Source organism: Flammeovirga pacifica, from assembly GCF_000807855.2.
Classification (GTDB): Bacteria; Bacteroidota; Bacteroidia; order Cytophagales; family Flammeovirgaceae; genus Flammeovirga; species Flammeovirga pacifica.
This window is the reverse complement of the sequence record NZ_JRYR02000001.1, coordinates 4,716,124-4,733,333: the sequence shown is the minus strand read 5'-3', so window position 1 is coordinate 4,733,333 and position 17,210 is coordinate 4,716,124. Positions and strand designations below refer to the sequence as shown.

At 33.5% G+C, this 17,210-nt stretch carries 16 protein-coding genes; 8 read left to right on the top strand and 8 right to left on the bottom strand.

Going from position 1 to position 17,210, the window contains the following annotated elements; all coding sequences use genetic code 11:
• Positions 1-60: 60 nt before the first annotated feature.
• From NH26_RS18815 to NH26_RS18805, 3 genes are all read right to left on the bottom strand, one after another.
• Positions 61-1,035 carry an AAA family ATPase gene (locus NH26_RS18815; RefSeq protein WP_044223516.1) on the bottom strand — a complete coding sequence of 325 codons (975 nt, stop codon included), beginning with the start codon at positions 1,033-1,035 and terminating at the stop codon, positions 61-63.
• 191 nt (positions 1,036-1,226) lie between these two features.
• The gene (locus NH26_RS18810; protein WP_044223629.1) at positions 1,227-2,579 is read right to left on the bottom strand and encodes a peptidylprolyl isomerase; all 1,353 of its coding nucleotides are present in this window, start codon (positions 2,577-2,579) and stop codon (positions 1,227-1,229) included.
• Positions 2,580-2,614: 35 nt separating this feature from the next.
• Positions 2,615-3,517 (bottom strand): hypothetical protein, encoded by a 903-nt coding sequence (locus NH26_RS18805; protein WP_044223514.1) that lies wholly within the window; start codon positions 3,515-3,517, stop codon positions 2,615-2,617.
• A 215-nt stretch (positions 3,518-3,732) separates the two neighbouring features.
• On the opposite strand from NH26_RS18805, the gene prfB reads away from it, so the two are divergent.
• The 3 genes from prfB to NH26_RS18790 all read left to right on the top strand — a co-directional run bounded on the left by prfB (position 3,733) and on the right by NH26_RS18790 (position 7,139).
• Positions 3,733-4,806 carry a peptide chain release factor 2 gene (prfB, locus tag NH26_RS18800; protein ID WP_044223512.1) on the top strand — a complete coding sequence of 358 codons (1,074 nt, stop codon included), beginning with the start codon at positions 3,733-3,735 and terminating at the stop codon, positions 4,804-4,806.
• A 122-nt stretch (positions 4,807-4,928) separates the two neighbouring features.
• Positions 4,929-6,470, top strand: coding sequence for an L-piperidine-6-carboxylate dehydrogenase (gene amaB / locus NH26_RS18795; RefSeq protein WP_044223510.1), 1,542 nt, complete (start codon positions 4,929-4,931; stop codon positions 6,468-6,470).
• A gap of 258 nt (positions 6,471-6,728) precedes the next feature.
• The gene (locus NH26_RS18790; protein ID WP_044223508.1) at positions 6,729-7,139 is read left to right on the top strand and encodes a response regulator; all 411 of its coding nucleotides are present in this window, start codon (positions 6,729-6,731) and stop codon (positions 7,137-7,139) included.
• Between the two features lie 186 nt (positions 7,140-7,325).
• Here the strand turns inward: NH26_RS18790 and NH26_RS18785 are convergent, their stop codons facing one another.
• From NH26_RS18785 to NH26_RS18770, 4 genes are all read right to left on the bottom strand, one after another.
• Positions 7,326-8,801: a hypothetical protein gene (locus NH26_RS18785; RefSeq protein ID WP_044223506.1), complete on the bottom strand. Its 1,476-nt coding sequence runs from the start codon at positions 8,799-8,801 to the stop codon at positions 7,326-7,328.
• A gap of 215 nt (positions 8,802-9,016) precedes the next feature.
• Positions 9,017-9,577 carry an anthranilate synthase component II gene (locus tag NH26_RS18780; protein ID WP_044223504.1) on the bottom strand — a complete coding sequence of 187 codons (561 nt, stop codon included), beginning with the start codon at positions 9,575-9,577 and terminating at the stop codon, positions 9,017-9,019.
• 144 nt (positions 9,578-9,721) lie between these two features.
• Positions 9,722-10,282 (bottom strand): CvpA family protein, encoded by a 561-nt coding sequence (locus NH26_RS18775; protein ID WP_044223502.1) that lies wholly within the window; start codon positions 10,280-10,282, stop codon positions 9,722-9,724.
• A 39-nt stretch (positions 10,283-10,321) separates the two neighbouring features.
• Positions 10,322-10,771, bottom strand: a complete 450-nt coding sequence (locus NH26_RS18770) for a GatB/YqeY domain-containing protein (protein WP_044223500.1) — start codon at positions 10,769-10,771, stop codon at positions 10,322-10,324.
• A gap of 331 nt (positions 10,772-11,102) precedes the next feature.
• Here NH26_RS18770 and NH26_RS18765 point away from each other — a divergent pair, with 331 nt between their 5' ends.
• The 5 genes from NH26_RS18765 (at position 11,103) to NH26_RS18745 (ending at position 16,230) form a co-directional block, all read left to right on the top strand.
• Entirely contained in the window at positions 11,103-11,816 is a 714-nt protein-coding gene (locus NH26_RS18765; protein ID WP_044223627.1) for a pyridoxine 5'-phosphate synthase, read from the top strand.
• Complete coding sequence (locus NH26_RS18760) at positions 11,816-12,415, top strand: hypothetical protein (RefSeq protein WP_044223498.1); 600 nt, start codon at positions 11,816-11,818, stop codon at positions 12,413-12,415. Before NH26_RS18765 ends, NH26_RS18760 begins: the two co-directional genes overlap by 1 nt.
• 51 nt (positions 12,416-12,466) lie before the next feature.
• Positions 12,467-13,936: a trypsin-like peptidase domain-containing protein gene (locus tag NH26_RS18755; protein WP_044223497.1), complete on the top strand. Its 1,470-nt coding sequence runs from the start codon at positions 12,467-12,469 to the stop codon at positions 13,934-13,936.
• Between the two features lie 26 nt (positions 13,937-13,962).
• Positions 13,963-14,895: a thioredoxin-disulfide reductase gene (gene trxB / locus NH26_RS18750; RefSeq protein WP_044223495.1), complete on the top strand. Its 933-nt coding sequence runs from the start codon at positions 13,963-13,965 to the stop codon at positions 14,893-14,895.
• Between the two features lie 270 nt (positions 14,896-15,165).
• A complete protein-coding gene (locus NH26_RS18745; protein WP_052432003.1) occupies positions 15,166-16,230 on the top strand; it encodes a M23 family metallopeptidase in 1,065 nt (354 codons plus the stop codon).
• A 43-nt stretch (positions 16,231-16,273) separates the two neighbouring features.
• Here NH26_RS18745 and NH26_RS18740 read toward each other — a convergent pair whose 3' ends face one another.
• A complete protein-coding gene (locus NH26_RS18740; RefSeq protein WP_044223493.1) occupies positions 16,274-17,179 on the bottom strand; it encodes a Ppx/GppA phosphatase family protein in 906 nt (301 codons plus the stop codon).
• Positions 17,180-17,210 lie beyond the last annotated feature (31 nt).

The following is a 17,210-nucleotide window of genomic DNA, read 5'->3' as shown; positions in this document are numbered from 1 at the left end:
AAGTGTTCTTAGTTTAAAAAATTGATATCAATCGGCAATAATAGACATAAAAAGTCTAGTTTATAATAATTTTTTGATGATATCTACGATAGAAATCCCTTCTGCCTCTGCTTTAAAGTTTCTCACGACCCTATGACGTAATACAGAAACAGCTACCGCTTGAATATCTTCAATGTCTGGAGAATATTTACCAGAAAGAATAGCATGGCATTTTGCAGCTATCACTAAATATTGTGAAGCTCTTGGCCCTGCACCCCAATCAACATATTTGTTGGTTAATTCTTCTGCATGCTCTGTGTTAGGTCTAGTTTTATGTACTAACTTCACAGCATATTCAATAACATTATCAGCAATAGGTACTCTACGAATCAAATGTTGGAAATAAAGAATCTCTTCTCCCGACATGACTCTATCGACCTGCTTCTTTTCATCGTTAGTAGTCGCTTTTACTACATTTACTTCATCCAAATAAGACGGGTAATCTAAGATGATATTAAACATAAAACGGTCTAACTGAGCTTCTGGAAGAGGATAAGTACCTTCTTGTTCAATGGGGTTTTGAGTTGCCAATACAAAGAAAGGTTTCTCCAATTGAAACTCTTTGTTTGCAATGGTCACCTTATATTCTTGCATTGCTTCCAATAATGCTGATTGTGTTTTTGGAGGCGTACGGTTAATCTCATCGGCTAAAATGATGTTAGAGAAAATAGGGCCTTTCACAAACTTAAACTGACGGTCTTGATCCATCGTTTCAGCTCCCAAAATATCCGAAGGCATCAAGTCAGGAGTAAATTGAATTCTACTAAAATCCAAATCTAATGCTTGAGCAACGGTATTAATTAATAATGTTTTAGCTAGTCCAGGTACACCTTGTAATAATGCGTGGCCTTGACTAAAAATTGCAGTCAACACAAAGTGAACGGTATCTTCTTGCCCGATCACGACTTTTCCAATCTCTTGTTTAAGCTGTAAATATTTCTGATGTAAAGCGTCTGCAGCGTCTTTATCTGAAGCAAAAGTAACTTTTGATGTCATGTCTTAATTGTTATTTCAGTTTTCGCCCAATAAAATGGAAAATAAGAACACATCATTTTCAATGTATTTTGACAATATGATCTATATGAAAAGGGGCGATCACAATCTATATTGAAATTAAGGTATTTTATCTAATAAAAAAAGGGCTTACTGATGTAATCAGTGAGCCCTTTCAAAATATTTTAAGATTGCTAGATGCTATTGACTACATCACAATCATCAAATTCAGGATCGATTTCGATAAAGACATCATTTTTAGCTGATTTAATCCACTTTTCTAAAATCTCATTTTTCTGAGAGTTTAGTGTCGCTTGCTGCAGCTTTTGATAATCATCTTTTAAGTTAGCGTAATGAGGTGGTTTATATTCAGAATAGTAAATGATACGAACCGCCTGTTGCCCATCTTCTGTACGATACTTTAATGGTTTAGAAGTTTTACCTACTGACATAGTATCAATAGCAAAGAATACCACAGGATCTAACTCATCTGTTGCCATATAAGAAGAACCTGTTAATTGGTTTTTAAAATAACCTGCATTAGATCTTGTAGGTTGATCATCAGAATAAAGGTTTACTGCCTTTTCAAAACCCAATGTATCTGAACTTGCAATTAAAGTTCTAATACTATCGAGGAAAGAAACAGCATCTTTAACATCCTGGTAATTTGATTTAGGACGAATAAGAATATGTCTTGCTCTAAAGCGACCACCTCTTCTCTCTAATAATTGAATCAAGTGAAATCCAAAGTCTGATTCTACAGGATCAGCAATTTCATTTGGATCAACAGTCAAAGCAATTTCTTCAAATTCTGGAACTAGCTCACCTCTACCGTGCCAACCTAAGTCACCACCTTTTCTTGCTGAGCCATAATCCTGAGAATATTGCTTAGCCAAAACAGCAAAATCTTCACCTGCTTCTATTCTTTTCTTAATATCTAACAGCTGTTGTCTTGCTTTCTCTTTTTCTGAATCTGATACTTTAGGATTTCTTACAATTTGCCCTACTTTCACTTCAGCAGCTAAGAAAGGAATACTATCTTTAGGTATCGACTCATAATACTTCTTTACTTGCTTAGGAGTAATAGAAACATCTGCAATAATTTGTTGTTGCATTGTTTGTACAGTCATCTGCTCCTTCACCTGATCTCTAAGATCATCTCTCAAATCATTTACAGAAGCACCCAACGTTTTTTCTAATTTTTCCTGCGAACCGGCTTGAAGAATGAAATACTGCATACGTCTTTCCAATTCTTCCGCTACTCTAGCATTGTCAACCTCAATAGAGTCAATTTGTGCTTTTGCATACATGATTTTATTCACAATCAAGTTTTTCAGCACTTCACATTTCGCTTTTTGCTTATCTTTTGAGTATTGGCCATTTGTCAACATTTGTTGATATCCAGCCTCTACCTCAGACAACAAAATAATGTTATTATCAACTTTTGCGATAATTTTATCTACTGGAACAGCGTCTGTTTGTGCGAAAGTCGCTGCGGAGATCATCATCAAAAGTCCTCCTAAAATAGATGATAATTTACTATTCATATTTTTGATCACTTACTTCTTGAGTAGTTTAGCGTTTAATCTTCATTAAAAAATATCTCATATTCTTGGTTCTTCGTTGCCTCATTGAACAACTCTGTCTCCAACTCTGTTCTCAGTTTTAATTTTCTTCTACCGAGAATCACATTTTTCACTTGTTGTTCTACAAATTGTAAAGGCGGAACCTGATCTACGATTTTATAATCTTCAATTTTGTAAAAGTAGGTATTATTTTCGTCGGATACGTCCCAAAACTTATCTCTTTTCAACAATTTTGCCACTTCTGCTTGAGATTTCATAAAAGGAGTTCCAAAGAGGAGTTCATCAAGATCTAACCAAACAGTATCTTCTAGATGTACAAAGTCAGCATAAGCAAAAGCAGAAGATCTCAATTTATCATTATCATCTTTTGATAAGATCCACTTTCTCACCTTTTTAAGATCTGGAGCATTGTTTGGATATCTTAAAAAGACACCCCTAACAATATTGGTTTTAAGAATAAAATCATCAGAATTAGATTCATAATGCTTCTTTACCTGTTCTTGTGTCACCAATGTGTCCAAATGTTGAGCAATATATTGTCTTTCATACTCGTGCATGATCAACTGATATTTATACTCCTCTAACCTACGGTTAATATCTAATTTTTCAACATCAACTTTAGTTTGAGCTCTTTCTAACATAATTGTTTTTCTCACCCAAGTATTGATGTATCTCTCTTTTATATTTAGCGAATCTGAAGCTGACATTCTTTCTGTCAATAAATTGCCTAATTCAGTATCATATAAAACCTTATCATTTACTTTAGCTAAGGCTACACGATTACTTTTAATATTCTCTTCTTCAACAGCTTTCTCGAAAGCACCTTTAATTTTATCACAAGAAAAAAGTGACAACGCTAATAATAAAAGAGTTAAAAATCTTCCGTTTGTCTTATTCATAAAGGCAAATTTAAAAATTTAGCGTTGGCATTCTATATACCCGACACACATTAAGTTCATTTTGATGAAAAAAAAATCTTAAATTATTTTAAAGTAATCATCTTTTCCATCAATTAGTCTCAAAAAGGATTACTCTTGCCTAAAAAAAATCCTCTATATTTGATTTCTCAAATACAAAATACGCACTTACCTTAGGGTAATTTTTATAATATATCATGAATTCAGCGCAGTTAAAAGATTTATTAGGTAGAGTTAACGACTTAGAAAGATACCTTGATATCAATAATAAAAAATCAGAAATTGAGGAGAAAGAGAAAGTAACAACTGCTGCCGGTTTTTGGGATGACCCTAAAACTGCTGAAGTACTATTAAAAGAAATCAAAGGATTAAAATCTTGGGTAGATAAGTTTGGAGAAATAAAATCTATGACCGAAGATTTAGAAACTCTATTTGAATTTTTTGAAGCTGGAGATGTTGATCAAGAAGAATTAGACACAGAAGGTAAAAAAACGGAAGAGGCCATCGAAGCACTAGAAGTGAAAAAGATGTTAGATGCTGAAGAAGATGGACTTTCTGCAATTATGGAGATCAACTCTGGTGCTGGCGGTACTGAATCTAATGATTGGGTAGAAATGCTTTTCCGTATGTACAAAATGTGGGGAGAATCTAATGGATATAAAGTTAAAACCGTCAATATTCATGAAGGTGAAGTTGTAGGTATGAAACAAGCTACGTTAGAATTTGAAGGTGATTTTGCTTACGGATATTTAAAATCAGAAATAGGTGTACACCGTATGGTACGTCTTAGTCCTTTTGATTCTAGTGGAAAACGTCATACTACTTTCGGTTCTGTTTTCGTATATCCTATTGTAGATGATTCTATCTCAATAGAAATTAACCCTGCTGATATTACTTGGGAAACGTTCCGTTCTGGTGGAGCAGGTGGTCAAAATGTAAACAAAGTAGAAACTGCTGTTCGTTTACGCCACACGTCAGGAATTATTGTAGAATGTCAACAAGAACGTTCTCAATTACAAAATAAAGAGAAAGCCATTAAGATGTTAAAGTCTAGGCTATATCAACAAGAAGTAGAAAAAAGAAATGCTGAAAGAGCAAAAGTAGAAAGCTCTAAGAAAAGAGTTGATTTTGGTTCTCAAATCAGAAACTATACAATGCACCCTTACAAATTAGTAAAGGATATTAGAACAGCCGTTGAAAAAACTGATGTTCAAAAAGTATTGGACGGTGATTTAAATGACTTCATCAAAGCCTATTTAATGATGAATTAATAAATAATCACTAGCTGATAGATCAGCATAGCAACAAAAATATTTAAGTGAGATTTACCAAAGTCTCACTTTTTTTATACAACTTTACCTACATAAACACATCGAATATAAACATTAACGCCATGAACATCGCTCTTGATTTTTTAAAAGAATTAGGAATTGAAAAACGTAACCCTGCCTATGCTACAGGTAGAACTTTTGCCGATTTAGATCCAAGTAGAGAAACTAGAAAAATCTACTCTCCTACCGATGGACAATTGATTGCTGAGGTAGAAATGGCTACCCAAGAAGATCTTGAAACCATTGTAACAACTGCTCAAAATGCATTTAACTCATGGAGAGTTTTACCTGCACCACAACGAGGTGAAATTGTACGTCAGATCGGAGAAGCTTTGAGAAAGTACAAAGAGCCTTTAGGGAAACTGGTTACCTATGAAATGGGTAAAATTTACCAAGAAGGTTTGGGTGAGGTCCAAGAAATGATCGACATTTGCGATTTTGCTGTGGGTCAGTCGAGACAATTGTATGGTCTAGAGATGAAATCTGAACGCCAAGATCACAGAATGTTTGAACAATGGCATCCTCTGGGCCTTGTGGGAATTATCTCTGCTTTTAATTTCCCTGTAGCCGTTTGGTCTTGGAACTCTATGATTGCAGCAATCGGAGGGAATGTTTGTATCTGGAAACCTTCCGAAAAAACACCCTTAACTGCCATTGCTTGTCAACATATCTTACAAGATGTATTGAAAAACAATGACCTTCCAGAAGGTTTATTCAGTTATATCATTGGTGATGCTGAAATTGGAGCATCAATGTCTCACGACAATCGCTTCCCGTTAATCTCAGCTACTGGATCGACAAGAATGGGTAAAAAAGTAGGTGCTGCTGTTGGTGCTCGCCTTGGTAAGTCTCTTTTAGAATTAGGCGGTAATAATGCACTTATTATTACTGAAAATGCAAACATTGAAATGGCCATTCGTGCAACAGTATTTGGTGCTGTAGGTACATGTGGTCAACGTTGTACTTCTACTAGGAGACTAATTGTACATGACACTGTTTACGATCAAGTGAAAGATCGTTTATTAAAAATATATCCATCCCTATCCATTGGTCATCCGTTGGATGAATCTAAATTAGTAGGTCCTCTTATTGATGCTGATGCTGTTCAAGCATTTAAGAATGCGATTGAAAAAGCGAAACAAGAAGGAGGTCTATTATTAACAGGAGGAGATGCTTACCAAGCAGAAGGACTTTCTGGAAATTATGTTCAACCAGCTATCATTGAGGCTGATAATAATTATCAAATAGTTCAAGAAGAAACTTTTGCTCCAATATTATATTTAATTAAATATAGTGGTGAAATTGAGAATGCCATTAAGATTCAAAATGATGTCAAACAAGGACTTTCTTCGGCAGTATTTACCAATCATTTATTGGAATCAGAAGCTTTCTTAAGTGCTTCAGGTTCTGATTGTGGAATTGCTAATATTAATATCGGTACTTCGGGTGCTGAAATTGGCGGTGCCTTTGGTGGAGAAAAAGAAACTGGAGGAGGAAGAGAATCGGGTTCAGATGCTTGGAAAGCTTACATGAGAAGACAAACGAATACCGTAAACTATGGTAAGGTTTTACCATTGGCTCAGGGTATTAAATTTGATATATAACTCTATTTAAGACGTACATCTTAGTGTTTTTTATTATTTAGAAACCACGATGTACGTCTTTTTTCTTACAATTAATAACGTAAAACTTACACGAATAATACGCTATACCTTGTTAATTATCTGTATATGTCTTTGTTATTCAATACGGTTTAGTTATATTGATTAAAGATTAGCTGCTCAACAGCTACCGTTACTTGTTGACTTCAAGTAGGTATATGTTTCATTAACTCTTATTCCCTACAGCTTTACTTTTACCAGATGGCTCAAAAAAAATATTACTCAGTTATGCTGATTGACGATAATGAGATTGATAATCTTATTAACCAAAAGATGATTGAGGCTTCAAAAATCAGCGATAACATATTTATACATTCAGGGGCTAAAAGCGCCATTGAGTTTTTACGAAATATCGAAAAACTTGGTGACATAGCTGATAAAGTGTTACCTGAATTGATATTCTTAGATATTGATATGCCTTTAATGGATGGATTCCAATTTCTAGATCTTTTTGATCAGTTAGAGGAAAAAACAAAAGAAAAATGTAAAATTATAATGTTGACATCTTCTATTAATCCACAAGATATAAGTCGATCTCAGAATTATAGTTATGTAAAAAAATATGTAAATAAACCACTTACACAGAAAAACTTAAGTGCATTAGAAGTATAGATCATTCTAGTTTTTCTATAAAGGTTGTCTCATTAAATTATGAGACAACCTTTTTTGTTGTTTTATTTTTATCACAACAAAGTACAACAACTCTGTTATCATCAGTTCTAAAATTTTTGATCATAAAAAAAACACTTCAACTTTAATGATAATAAGGTTGAAGTGTTTTTTTATATTTTAATGAGATTAATCTAATTCACCACTCACTAAACGTATAAACCTATCGTCCATTCTTATGCTTCTAGTAGGAGCAAAAATGTAAGGTGATTTTATTTGTGTATACCGTGTTATTATATTAGATACTTTAGCCATCTTATCTCGTTTTGCTTCAGACATACCCGTTTTCAACATTTTTAAGAATAAGGTAATCGACGGGCAACTTTCTTTACCCATTAAACGAATTTGTCTTTGAATACTATTGGCTAATTGATTAAATAATTCGAAATCTCTTATACAAACATACTGTAAGGCCAAAAGCGATTTCACTTCTAAAAAGGCATGAGGATATTTCTTTAAACTGATTTCATTTAGCAAGTTATTTAAGAATCTTGCTGCCTCATCAAATTCCTCGGCATAATAAGCAGAAATTGAACGGTAGACGATATAAGAAACATAATTTGGTATATCATTATCATCTGGCTCGAAATCATCAAAGACAACTTTGTTCTGCTCGAATAATTCACCTTGTGTATCTGTTTGTAATGCTCTTTGCAATTTTGTTTGTAAAAACTGCGATGGGAATGTATACTGATTACTATGCATTAATAAGGCTTGAACATCCTCATTGACAGCATCAAAATACCTACTTGCCTTTCTAAATACACCGTAATGTGTATAATATTCTAATTTTAAGAATTCAAATACATTATTTAGATGGAAATAAATTGAATCCATATGATATTGATCAAAAATCTGATCGATCTTATGGAAAATATCTTCTATAGGTTCTTCTTCATCGGTTTGTTTTACAGCATTTAAAGCTACTTGACTTTCATCCTCAATAAAGAGTCTATGAAAGATGTTCATACAACTCTGATACACGAAAGGACGATGAGATTCATAAAGCTTACAGGTATTGTTCATCTCTTTGTGTAAGAGGTCTAATCCTAGTTTATCCGTTTCATCTCCTGTGAAAGCATATACTCCAAACTTTTTAAAATAATCTGCCAAAATATCTTCAATTTTATCAACAGCCAACATGTATGCAACGTGCTTATTGTAAAGCTGGGAATAATTAAAGAAATCTGGGGAATTGATATGTAGTTTTTTAAGCGCTTTATAAACAACTGTTAGCTCATTAGAAAGGTCATAATCTAATAATTCCTTTTCTAACTTTTTAAGAGTAACGATAGATATGGCTCTTTTTTTAGTAAAGACCATTTCATGAATATTAGCTACTTTTTTTAATAGGTCAGCCCTTGGACTTTCCATTTGTTGAAGTAGATAATCTTCAATCTTTTGATTAAGTCGAGAACGCAATGTATAATATGCATTGGTATTCACATCCAATTCATTCATTATTTGCTGATCAGATGTTTTCTTCTCTCTCATCGAGGCAAGTAAATATGCTGATTTTTCTGCATTGCTGTCCACCAAATTAGTTTTGATGGCCTCGTAATCCTTTTCTGATAATTGTTTTACAATATGTTTTAGCCTCGCCATAAATATTTTTTGAGTGCTTTATTTTTCATTTAGATCGTGCCTAAAAAGTAGAATCAAATAGAATCATAGTAGAAATAATTTCAAGGCAAAGAATAATTTAGTATCGTACTCTAATTATTCATTATAAATATAAGCATAGATTAGCAATAATCTCATGTACTTTAATAGGTCTTTTTTGTACAATTTGGGAAAAAAGGGCATAAAATGTTTTTTTTCTACCAAGAGGCGATCCAATTCTTTAAAATATCAAGCCCAAATTCTGTCAAAATTGCTTCTGGGTGAAATTGAACCCCATGAATTGGCAACGTTTTATGTTGTATTGCCATTACCTCATTTTGCTCTGTTTTAGCGACCACTTCAATGTTATCAGAAAGGTGATCCAAGATTAATGAGTGATATCTTACCACTGTCAATTGTTCTGGAATATTCTGAAATAACAAAGAATTAGTATCACATGAGATTTTTGACATCTTCCCATGCATTGGTTTGATTGCTTTATGCACTTTTCCGCCAAAAAACTCACCAATGGCTTGATGCCCTAAACATATCCCTAGAATAGGATGGGTTTTATGGTAATAATTAATCACCTCCATCATATTACCAGCTTTATCGGGTGTTTCGGGACCAGGAGATAATACTACAGCCTCATATTTGTAAGGAGTGATTTCTTCTAAAGGAGAATCATTCCTAACTACTTCGACTTTCTTTCCTAACTGAGAGAAATAATCTACTAAATTATATGTAAATGAATCGAAGTTATCTAATAATAATATCATTGCTGGTTATTCTGGAAATCAAATAAGAAATTTTCTCTTTTATTAAATCTATAAGTTCTAAGCCAAAAATTAATTCTTAGTACTTACCTCAAAGTGAGTATGCGATGCAAAAATAAAAAAGGGAAGCATTTAACTTCCCTTTTTCTATAAATTTTCTTCAAATAATTCGTGTATTTCTTTACTATACCTTTTCATACTTGGCATTATCGTACCTCCTGCATCTAGAACCCAATCGTTTAAGTCTAATAATTTTGGATAAACTACAGAATCTTCCGTTACATCAGAGGGTAACCCTAACCCTGCAGAATTAAATAAACCAAGTATTACAGATAATGATAAAGCATATTTAAACCCTCCCAATAATAAAGCTGCTACATTGTCTAAATCGTCTAATACAGAATAGTCAATTTTATTTTGGAGCCACTTACCTAATAGGTTCAGTCCCATTGTCCCTCCAAAAAAGAAAACTACATAGGCAAAAAATACGGTAGATTTAGGCATCTCAAAATATGTTTTTGAAGATGAAAATGCTCCTGCTACACCAAAAAAGATTAAAGAAGCACCTATGATAAATACCACTGTTGATATTATTTCTAATAAAAACCCTCTTCTGAAACCTTTATAAGCTCCATAAACAATTGTTCCTAGTAAAAATATATCAGTCACTCTAATGTATGAAGTAAGAAATCCTAAATCTTGTTGCACGTCTTTACTTTAAGTTAGATTTATGAATTATTTTATTATTTATGATAAAGCTGCTTTCACTTTAGCAGATACCACTTTCATGTCGGCTACACCTGCGAATTTTTTATTGGCTGCGCCCATTACTTTGCCCATATCTTTTGGAGATGTTGCTCCAACGGCTGCTACTAATTCTTTTACAGCTGCTTCTACTTCTTCTTCAGACATTTGTTGTGGAAGGTAAGATTCAATTACTTTTAACTCCACTAATTCAACCTCAGCTAAATCTTCTCTTCCTCCTGATTTATAAGTATCTGCAGATTCTCTTCTTTGTTTCGCCTCTTTCATTAACAGCTTTAACTCTTGCTCTTCTGATAAGACTGTCCCTACTCCTTCTGCTGTTTCTGCAAGTTGTATTTTTGCTTTTATTTGCTTTAGCGTACCCAATGTGGCTTTATCTTTTGCCTTCATTGCGGTTTTCATCGCTTCTTGAATTTTGTCTTTTAAACTCATGTTCTTGTTAAGTATTTTAATTGCCTGTACGACAAAATTAATTCTAATATCGATACAAAAATAACAACTTATGTTACGATTGCTATTAATATACATAAATCATTAAAATTTCCTATCCACTTAAATGATTAATGTAGGTATACATCATCAAAAAGATGTTTTGAAGTTGGTATTGATTGAAAAAATCAAAAATTTGAAGAGCTTTCATGAACAATTAGATGATTTGTTTCCATCTATAAAGTATTCTCATCATTTTTGTAAAAAATCAGGATATAAACTAGGATTGATGATCCAATCATCTGTTCGAGTATCATTAAATCAAAAAATACTTATGACACGTTTAAGTGTGAATGTAAATAAGATTGCTACTATTAGAAATGCAAGAGGTGGCAATAATCCAAACTTAGAACAAGTAGCAAAAGATGCTGAAAGATTTGGGGCTGAAGGTATCACTATCCACCCTCGTCCTGACGAAAGACATATAACAAGACAAGATACTTACGATCTTAAAAAAGTAGTTACTACAGAATACAATATAGAAGGCAACCCTGAACCCCGTTTTATGGAGTTGGTTCTAGATGTAGTACCCGAACAAGCTACTTTAGTTCCTGACGCAGATGATGCTGTAACTTCTAATGCAGGATGGGATACTGTAAAACACAAAGAGTTTTTAACTAAAGTAACTTCTGATCTAAAAGCAAAAGGAATACGTGTTTCTATTTTTGTTGATCCTGATCCAATTATGGTAGAAGGTGCTCATGCTTGTGGTGCAGACCGTGTAGAATTATACACTGAACCTTATGCTGCACAATTTCATGACAACAAAGAAAAGGCTATTGCTCCTTATGTGGCTTCTGCAAAAAAAGCTGTTGAACTAGGGTTAGGTTTAAATGCTGGACACGATTTAGATTTAGATAATTTAGCTTACTTCCATCAAAATATTGAAGGTTTGGATGAAGTATCTATTGGTCATGCTTTAGTATGTGATGCTTTATATTACGGATTAGAAAATACCATTCAACTTTATCTAAAACAATTAAAATAATGAATTGGGAAAACATCATCGCAGATGTAAACCACTATTCTAATAATGAACAAAGTGTGCTTCAATTAATTGAAATGGGGCGCACTTTGCCATTAAAAGGCCTTCACCTTTCGCCATATTGGGTTAAAAAAGCCGTGAGAGATTTAGACAATTCTTCCCTCCCAATTTATACCACAATTGGTGGTGAAGAAGGATGTGCCTTAACCCAAGTAAAACTTTTTGAACTAGAGCAAGCCATAAAACACGGTGCCTTTGATATTGGTGTACACTTAAATATGAGTGCTTTTAGAAGTAATCTCCAATGGTGCAAAATAGAATTTTTACAACTCTCTCAATTGGCTCATAAAAAAGAAAGATGCATCAGTTTGTCAGTTCCTTCTTCGATTCACGACCAACAAGAAGCTGAGCAAATTTCGGCTTTAATTAAACAAAATGGTATAGATGGTATTACTCTAATGGAAGACAATATCAGTTATCTATCCACTTTTGAAAAATTAGATATTGAAATTAAACTTAAAACAAATGAACTAACAAAATTTCAGCATTTGTTAGAACAAAATGAGACAGCTTTAATGGTTCCTTATGTCAATCTGTCATAAAACCGTAAAAGGCATTTTAATTGTAAAAAGCTATCAAAAAAACATTTGAACATGAAAAAAACACTTCTTACTATCCTTATTAGTGTTTTAAGTGGTTTATCAGGCGCTTTTTTATATGTAGAATTTTTACAGCCTAAACCAACTGAAAACAACTTCACTTTCGCTTCTAATACAGAAGTGGATGAACACCCTTTGGTTTCTTCTTCTAATACTACGTTTCCAAGAGAAATAAATTCAGATCAGTTAGCATTATCAGCCTTTGCTGATGCTGCAGAGGTAAGTACTCAATCTGTGGTATATATTGTTACATATATCAAAGGATATTCGAACAGAAAATCTTGGATGGAATTATTTTTTGGCCCTCAAGGTCGTCAGAATAATTCTAGAATGGCAATGGGTTCTGGTTCTGGAGTAATTTTTACTAAAGATGGCTACATTGTCACCAATAACCATGTAGTAAAAGGAGCGGATAAAATTGAAGTGATTTATAATAAAAGATCGTATGAAGCCAAATTAATTGGTATTGATCCATCCACAGATATTGCTTTATTAAAAATAGATAAAAATGATTTACCTGCTATTCAAATCGCTTCTTCTAAAGCGGTAAGAGTAGGAGATTGGGTTTTAGCTGTTGGTAATCCTTTTAATCTAACGAGTACTGTAACTGCAGGTATTGTAAGTGCAAAAGGTAGAAAAATAGGGATTATGAATGATGTTTTTCCTATTGAATCATTTATTCAAACAGACGCTGCCATTAACCCTGGTAATAGTGGTGGAGCATTAGTGAATCTTCATGGTGATTTAGTTGGTATTAATACTGCTATTTTATCAAAAACAGGTAGTTACGCTGGATATGGTTTTGCTGTCCCTTCTGATATTGTTGCAAAAGTAGTGAATGACCTCAAGAAATATGGAGAAGTTCAGAAAGCCTTTTTAGGAGCTAGTATTAAAGAAGTGGATGAAAAAATTGCTGAGACCCTACAATTGAAAAATATTGAAGGAGTAGTCATCACGAAAATTGAAGGTGGTGCCGCTGAAAAAAATAAATTAAAAGAAGGTGATGTTATTCTCTCTATTGATAACTTTCCTATCGACACCGAATCGGCTTATGATGAACAATTAAGTTATTATGTCCCTGGCGATAAAATTAACTTAATTATCAAAAGAGATAACAAGGAGATTAAAAAAACAGTTGTTTTAACAAATATCGACGGTACCACAACAATTTCTGAGAAGAATGTATACGATGCCAAAGAAATTGGTGCTAAATTTACGCCGCTTTCAAAAATCGAGCAATCAAAATTAGGACTTAAAAACGGTATTAAAATCGAAGAAGTGGCTAGTGGTGGTTTGATTTCAGAAATGGGATTAAAAAAAGGGATGATTTTAGTTTCTATCAATAGATATCCGCTAGAAAACCCTAAAGATTTTTCAAAAATAGTATCCCGTATTCGAGGCCGAGTGATACTCGAAGTTGTAAAACAAGATCGCTCACATAGATACTTTAGTTATTATTTCTAGAATTAAAATATTATTATAAATATATCATGGAACACGTAAAAACCCTTATTGTAGGCTCTGGTCCTGCTGGTTATACAGCAGCTATTTATGCATCAAGAGCAAACCTAAAACCATTATTATACCAAGGTCCTCAACCTGGTGGTCAATTAACTATCACAAATGATGTGGAGAATTTCCCTGGTTACCCTAAAGGTATTATGGGTCCTCAAATGATGATGGAATTACAAGCACAGGCTGAACGTTTTGGTACTGATATCAGAAATGGTTTAGTTACTGGTGTGAAGTTTAACGAGAATGGGCCTCACGTTGCCACTATCGACGAAAAAACTGAAATTTCTGCTGATACAGTCATCATTTCTACTGGTGCATCTGCAAAATGGTTAGGTTTAGAGTCTGAAACTCGTTTGAATGGATCTGGTGTTTCTGCATGTGCTGTTTGTGATGGTTTCTTCTACAGAGGTCAAGAAGTAGCAGTTGTTGGTGCTGGTGATTCTGCTTGCGAAGAAGCACATTACTTATCAAACTTATGTTCTAAGGTGCACTTGATTGTAAGACGTGATGAAATGAGAGCGTCTAAAATTATGCAAGACCGTGTTATCAAAAAAGAAAACATAGAAATCCATTGGAACAGTAATACTGACGAAGTATTAGGTGATGACGTTGTGAACGGTGTTAGAATCATCAACAACAAAACACAAGAAAAAACAGAGCTGCCTGTTACAGGTTTCTTTGTAGCCATTGGTCACAAACCAAATACAGATATCTTCAAAGGACAGTTAGATATGGATGACGCTGGTTATCTGATCACAAAATCTGATAGCACAAAAACAAATATCAAAGGTGTATTTGCTGCTGGTGATGTTCAAGATACAGTTTACCGTCAGGCGGTTACAGCTGCTGGTACAGGCTGTATGGCTGCATTAGAAGCAGAACGTTATTTAACAGAATTAGAAGACTAGTAATAGTTTTTATGATACTTATTGTTGAAAAGTTTATCATTCTATAAATAAGATTTTTCAACCATAGATAAAGGTCCAATCATATATTTGATTGGACCTTTTTTTGAATGTCCCTGATATTATGCAATTTCGAAACAAAAATAACGTTAACCATTAAAAATATTAAAAGTAAACAGTTGTCTTTTAGGTCAATATTTTTTAACCTTGTAGAACTGAAATATAAACAAATTGACAAGCCTACCATGTGTGGCTCGCTGTATATAAATTATTATGTATCATAAATTTAAAAATGTGAACGGTAAGATTTCACAGGTTCTTTTTTTAACTACTTTTATTTTATTTGTTTCAAACGCTTCTTTTGGCCAAGGATTCATCAAAAAGCTATTTAAAAAGAAAGATAAAAAGGTAGAAGTTACAACAACTACTACTCAAGATGATACCCTAAAAAATCAATACGCTTCCTCTTCTTTCCTATTAAGTAATGGAGAAGTTGATTGTGCAGAAATCAGCTTAAAAAATGAAATTCCTACCCCTTATCAAAGAGTAAATCTTAATGAAACTTCTACTTGCCAAAATTTAGTAGAAATTCAGCCGGGAAAATTTATCGATGCTACTTATTTAAGTGGGTTTGATTATTTCAACACTTGGGACAACTACAATGTAAATCCATATAACATATCTCATAAAGTATTAAGTGATTCTATTCATTTAAATTTATATGATTCAACATCTACTGAAACTGCTTGGGCTTACCCTTTAGACAAGCCTCAAAGAGTGACTTCAAAATATGGTTTTAGAAGATGGAGGTTCCACCATGGTGTAGATGTAAAAGTGGCTATTGGAGATTCAATTCGCTCTATGTTTGATGGAGTAATTAGAATTGCAAAATACAACCGAAGAGGTTACGGATATTATGTAATGGTGAGACATAAAAATGGGTTAGAAACTCTATATGGACATATGAGTCGATATATTGTAAAGGCGGGTCAAGAGGTAAAAGCTGGAGAAGTGATTGGTCTAGGTGGAAATACAGGAAGAAGCACAGGACCTCACTTACATTTTGAAATCAGATACCAAGGTTACGGCTTTAATCCATCTGATATGGTAGATTTTGCACAACAAGAAATGAAAATCCCATCAGAATTTGAGTTGACTGCGAAAAACTACGAATTATTAATTGAATCTAAGAAAAGTGTTTATCACCGAATAAGATCAGGAGATTCCTTATGGAAGATCAGTAGAAAATACGGTACATCTATCACTAAAATATGTCGATTGAACGGAATGTCAAAACGAACTACTTTAAGGGTAGGTAGGACAATCCGAGTGAGATAACAAAAAGCCTTTCAACAATTTATGTTGAAAGGCTTTTTGTTTATTAATCCATTGCTTGATATCCTCTTTTATTCATCAAATAATGAAGTATACCATCCTTTAATCCCACTCCTGGAACTATTATCCTTTCGGCTTCAGCAATCTTCATAACATTGGTATAGATATTAGAAGCAGGAATAATTACATCTGCTCTATCATCATTTAATCGCAACTTCTTAATTCTTTCCTCAAGAGTAAACTCACCTAACCAATCTTTCAGCTTTAAGAGTTCACTTAATGTAGTTGTTCTATCATCACTTTTCTTATGTTTGGATAAGTTGAAAAGCTTATTAATGTTACCTCCTGTACCAAGGGAAATCACTTCTTCACCTTGAAGATAATAAGGTGCTGATTCCAGTTTATACCACTCTTCCATCTTCTTAAACACTTCTTTGCTGTCTTCCTCATTTAACTGTCGTACACTACCCATTTTAAATGATTTTGAAGCAACCTTAGTATTGTGTTTGTATAAATTTATCTCAGTACTTCCTCCTCCTACATCAATATGCACCACATTTCCCATAGGAATATGTGAATCTAAAGCATAAGAGATCATCTCCGCCTCTACTTTGCCTTCAATAATATCAATCTTAAGACCGTCTTTATAATATACTCTATCAACAATTTCTTTACCGTTTCGAGCTTCTCTCATAGCAGACGTTGCACAAGCAATATAATCATCCACCTCCAACAGGTCGAATAATGTAGAAAAGACTCTCATTAATTTGACGAACTTTTCTTCTGTTGGCCTTAGTATTTTACCTGTTTTAAAGACGTCTGTCCCTAACCTTAAAGGGAAACGCATGTATTCAATTTTTTTAAAAACAGTTTTGCCAGCTTTATCTTCATGAGTGGTTACCACCTGAAAACGGATAGCATTTGACCCGATATCTATTGATCCTAATCTCAAAATAGTAATAGTTTATTTTGTAACCTGAGTA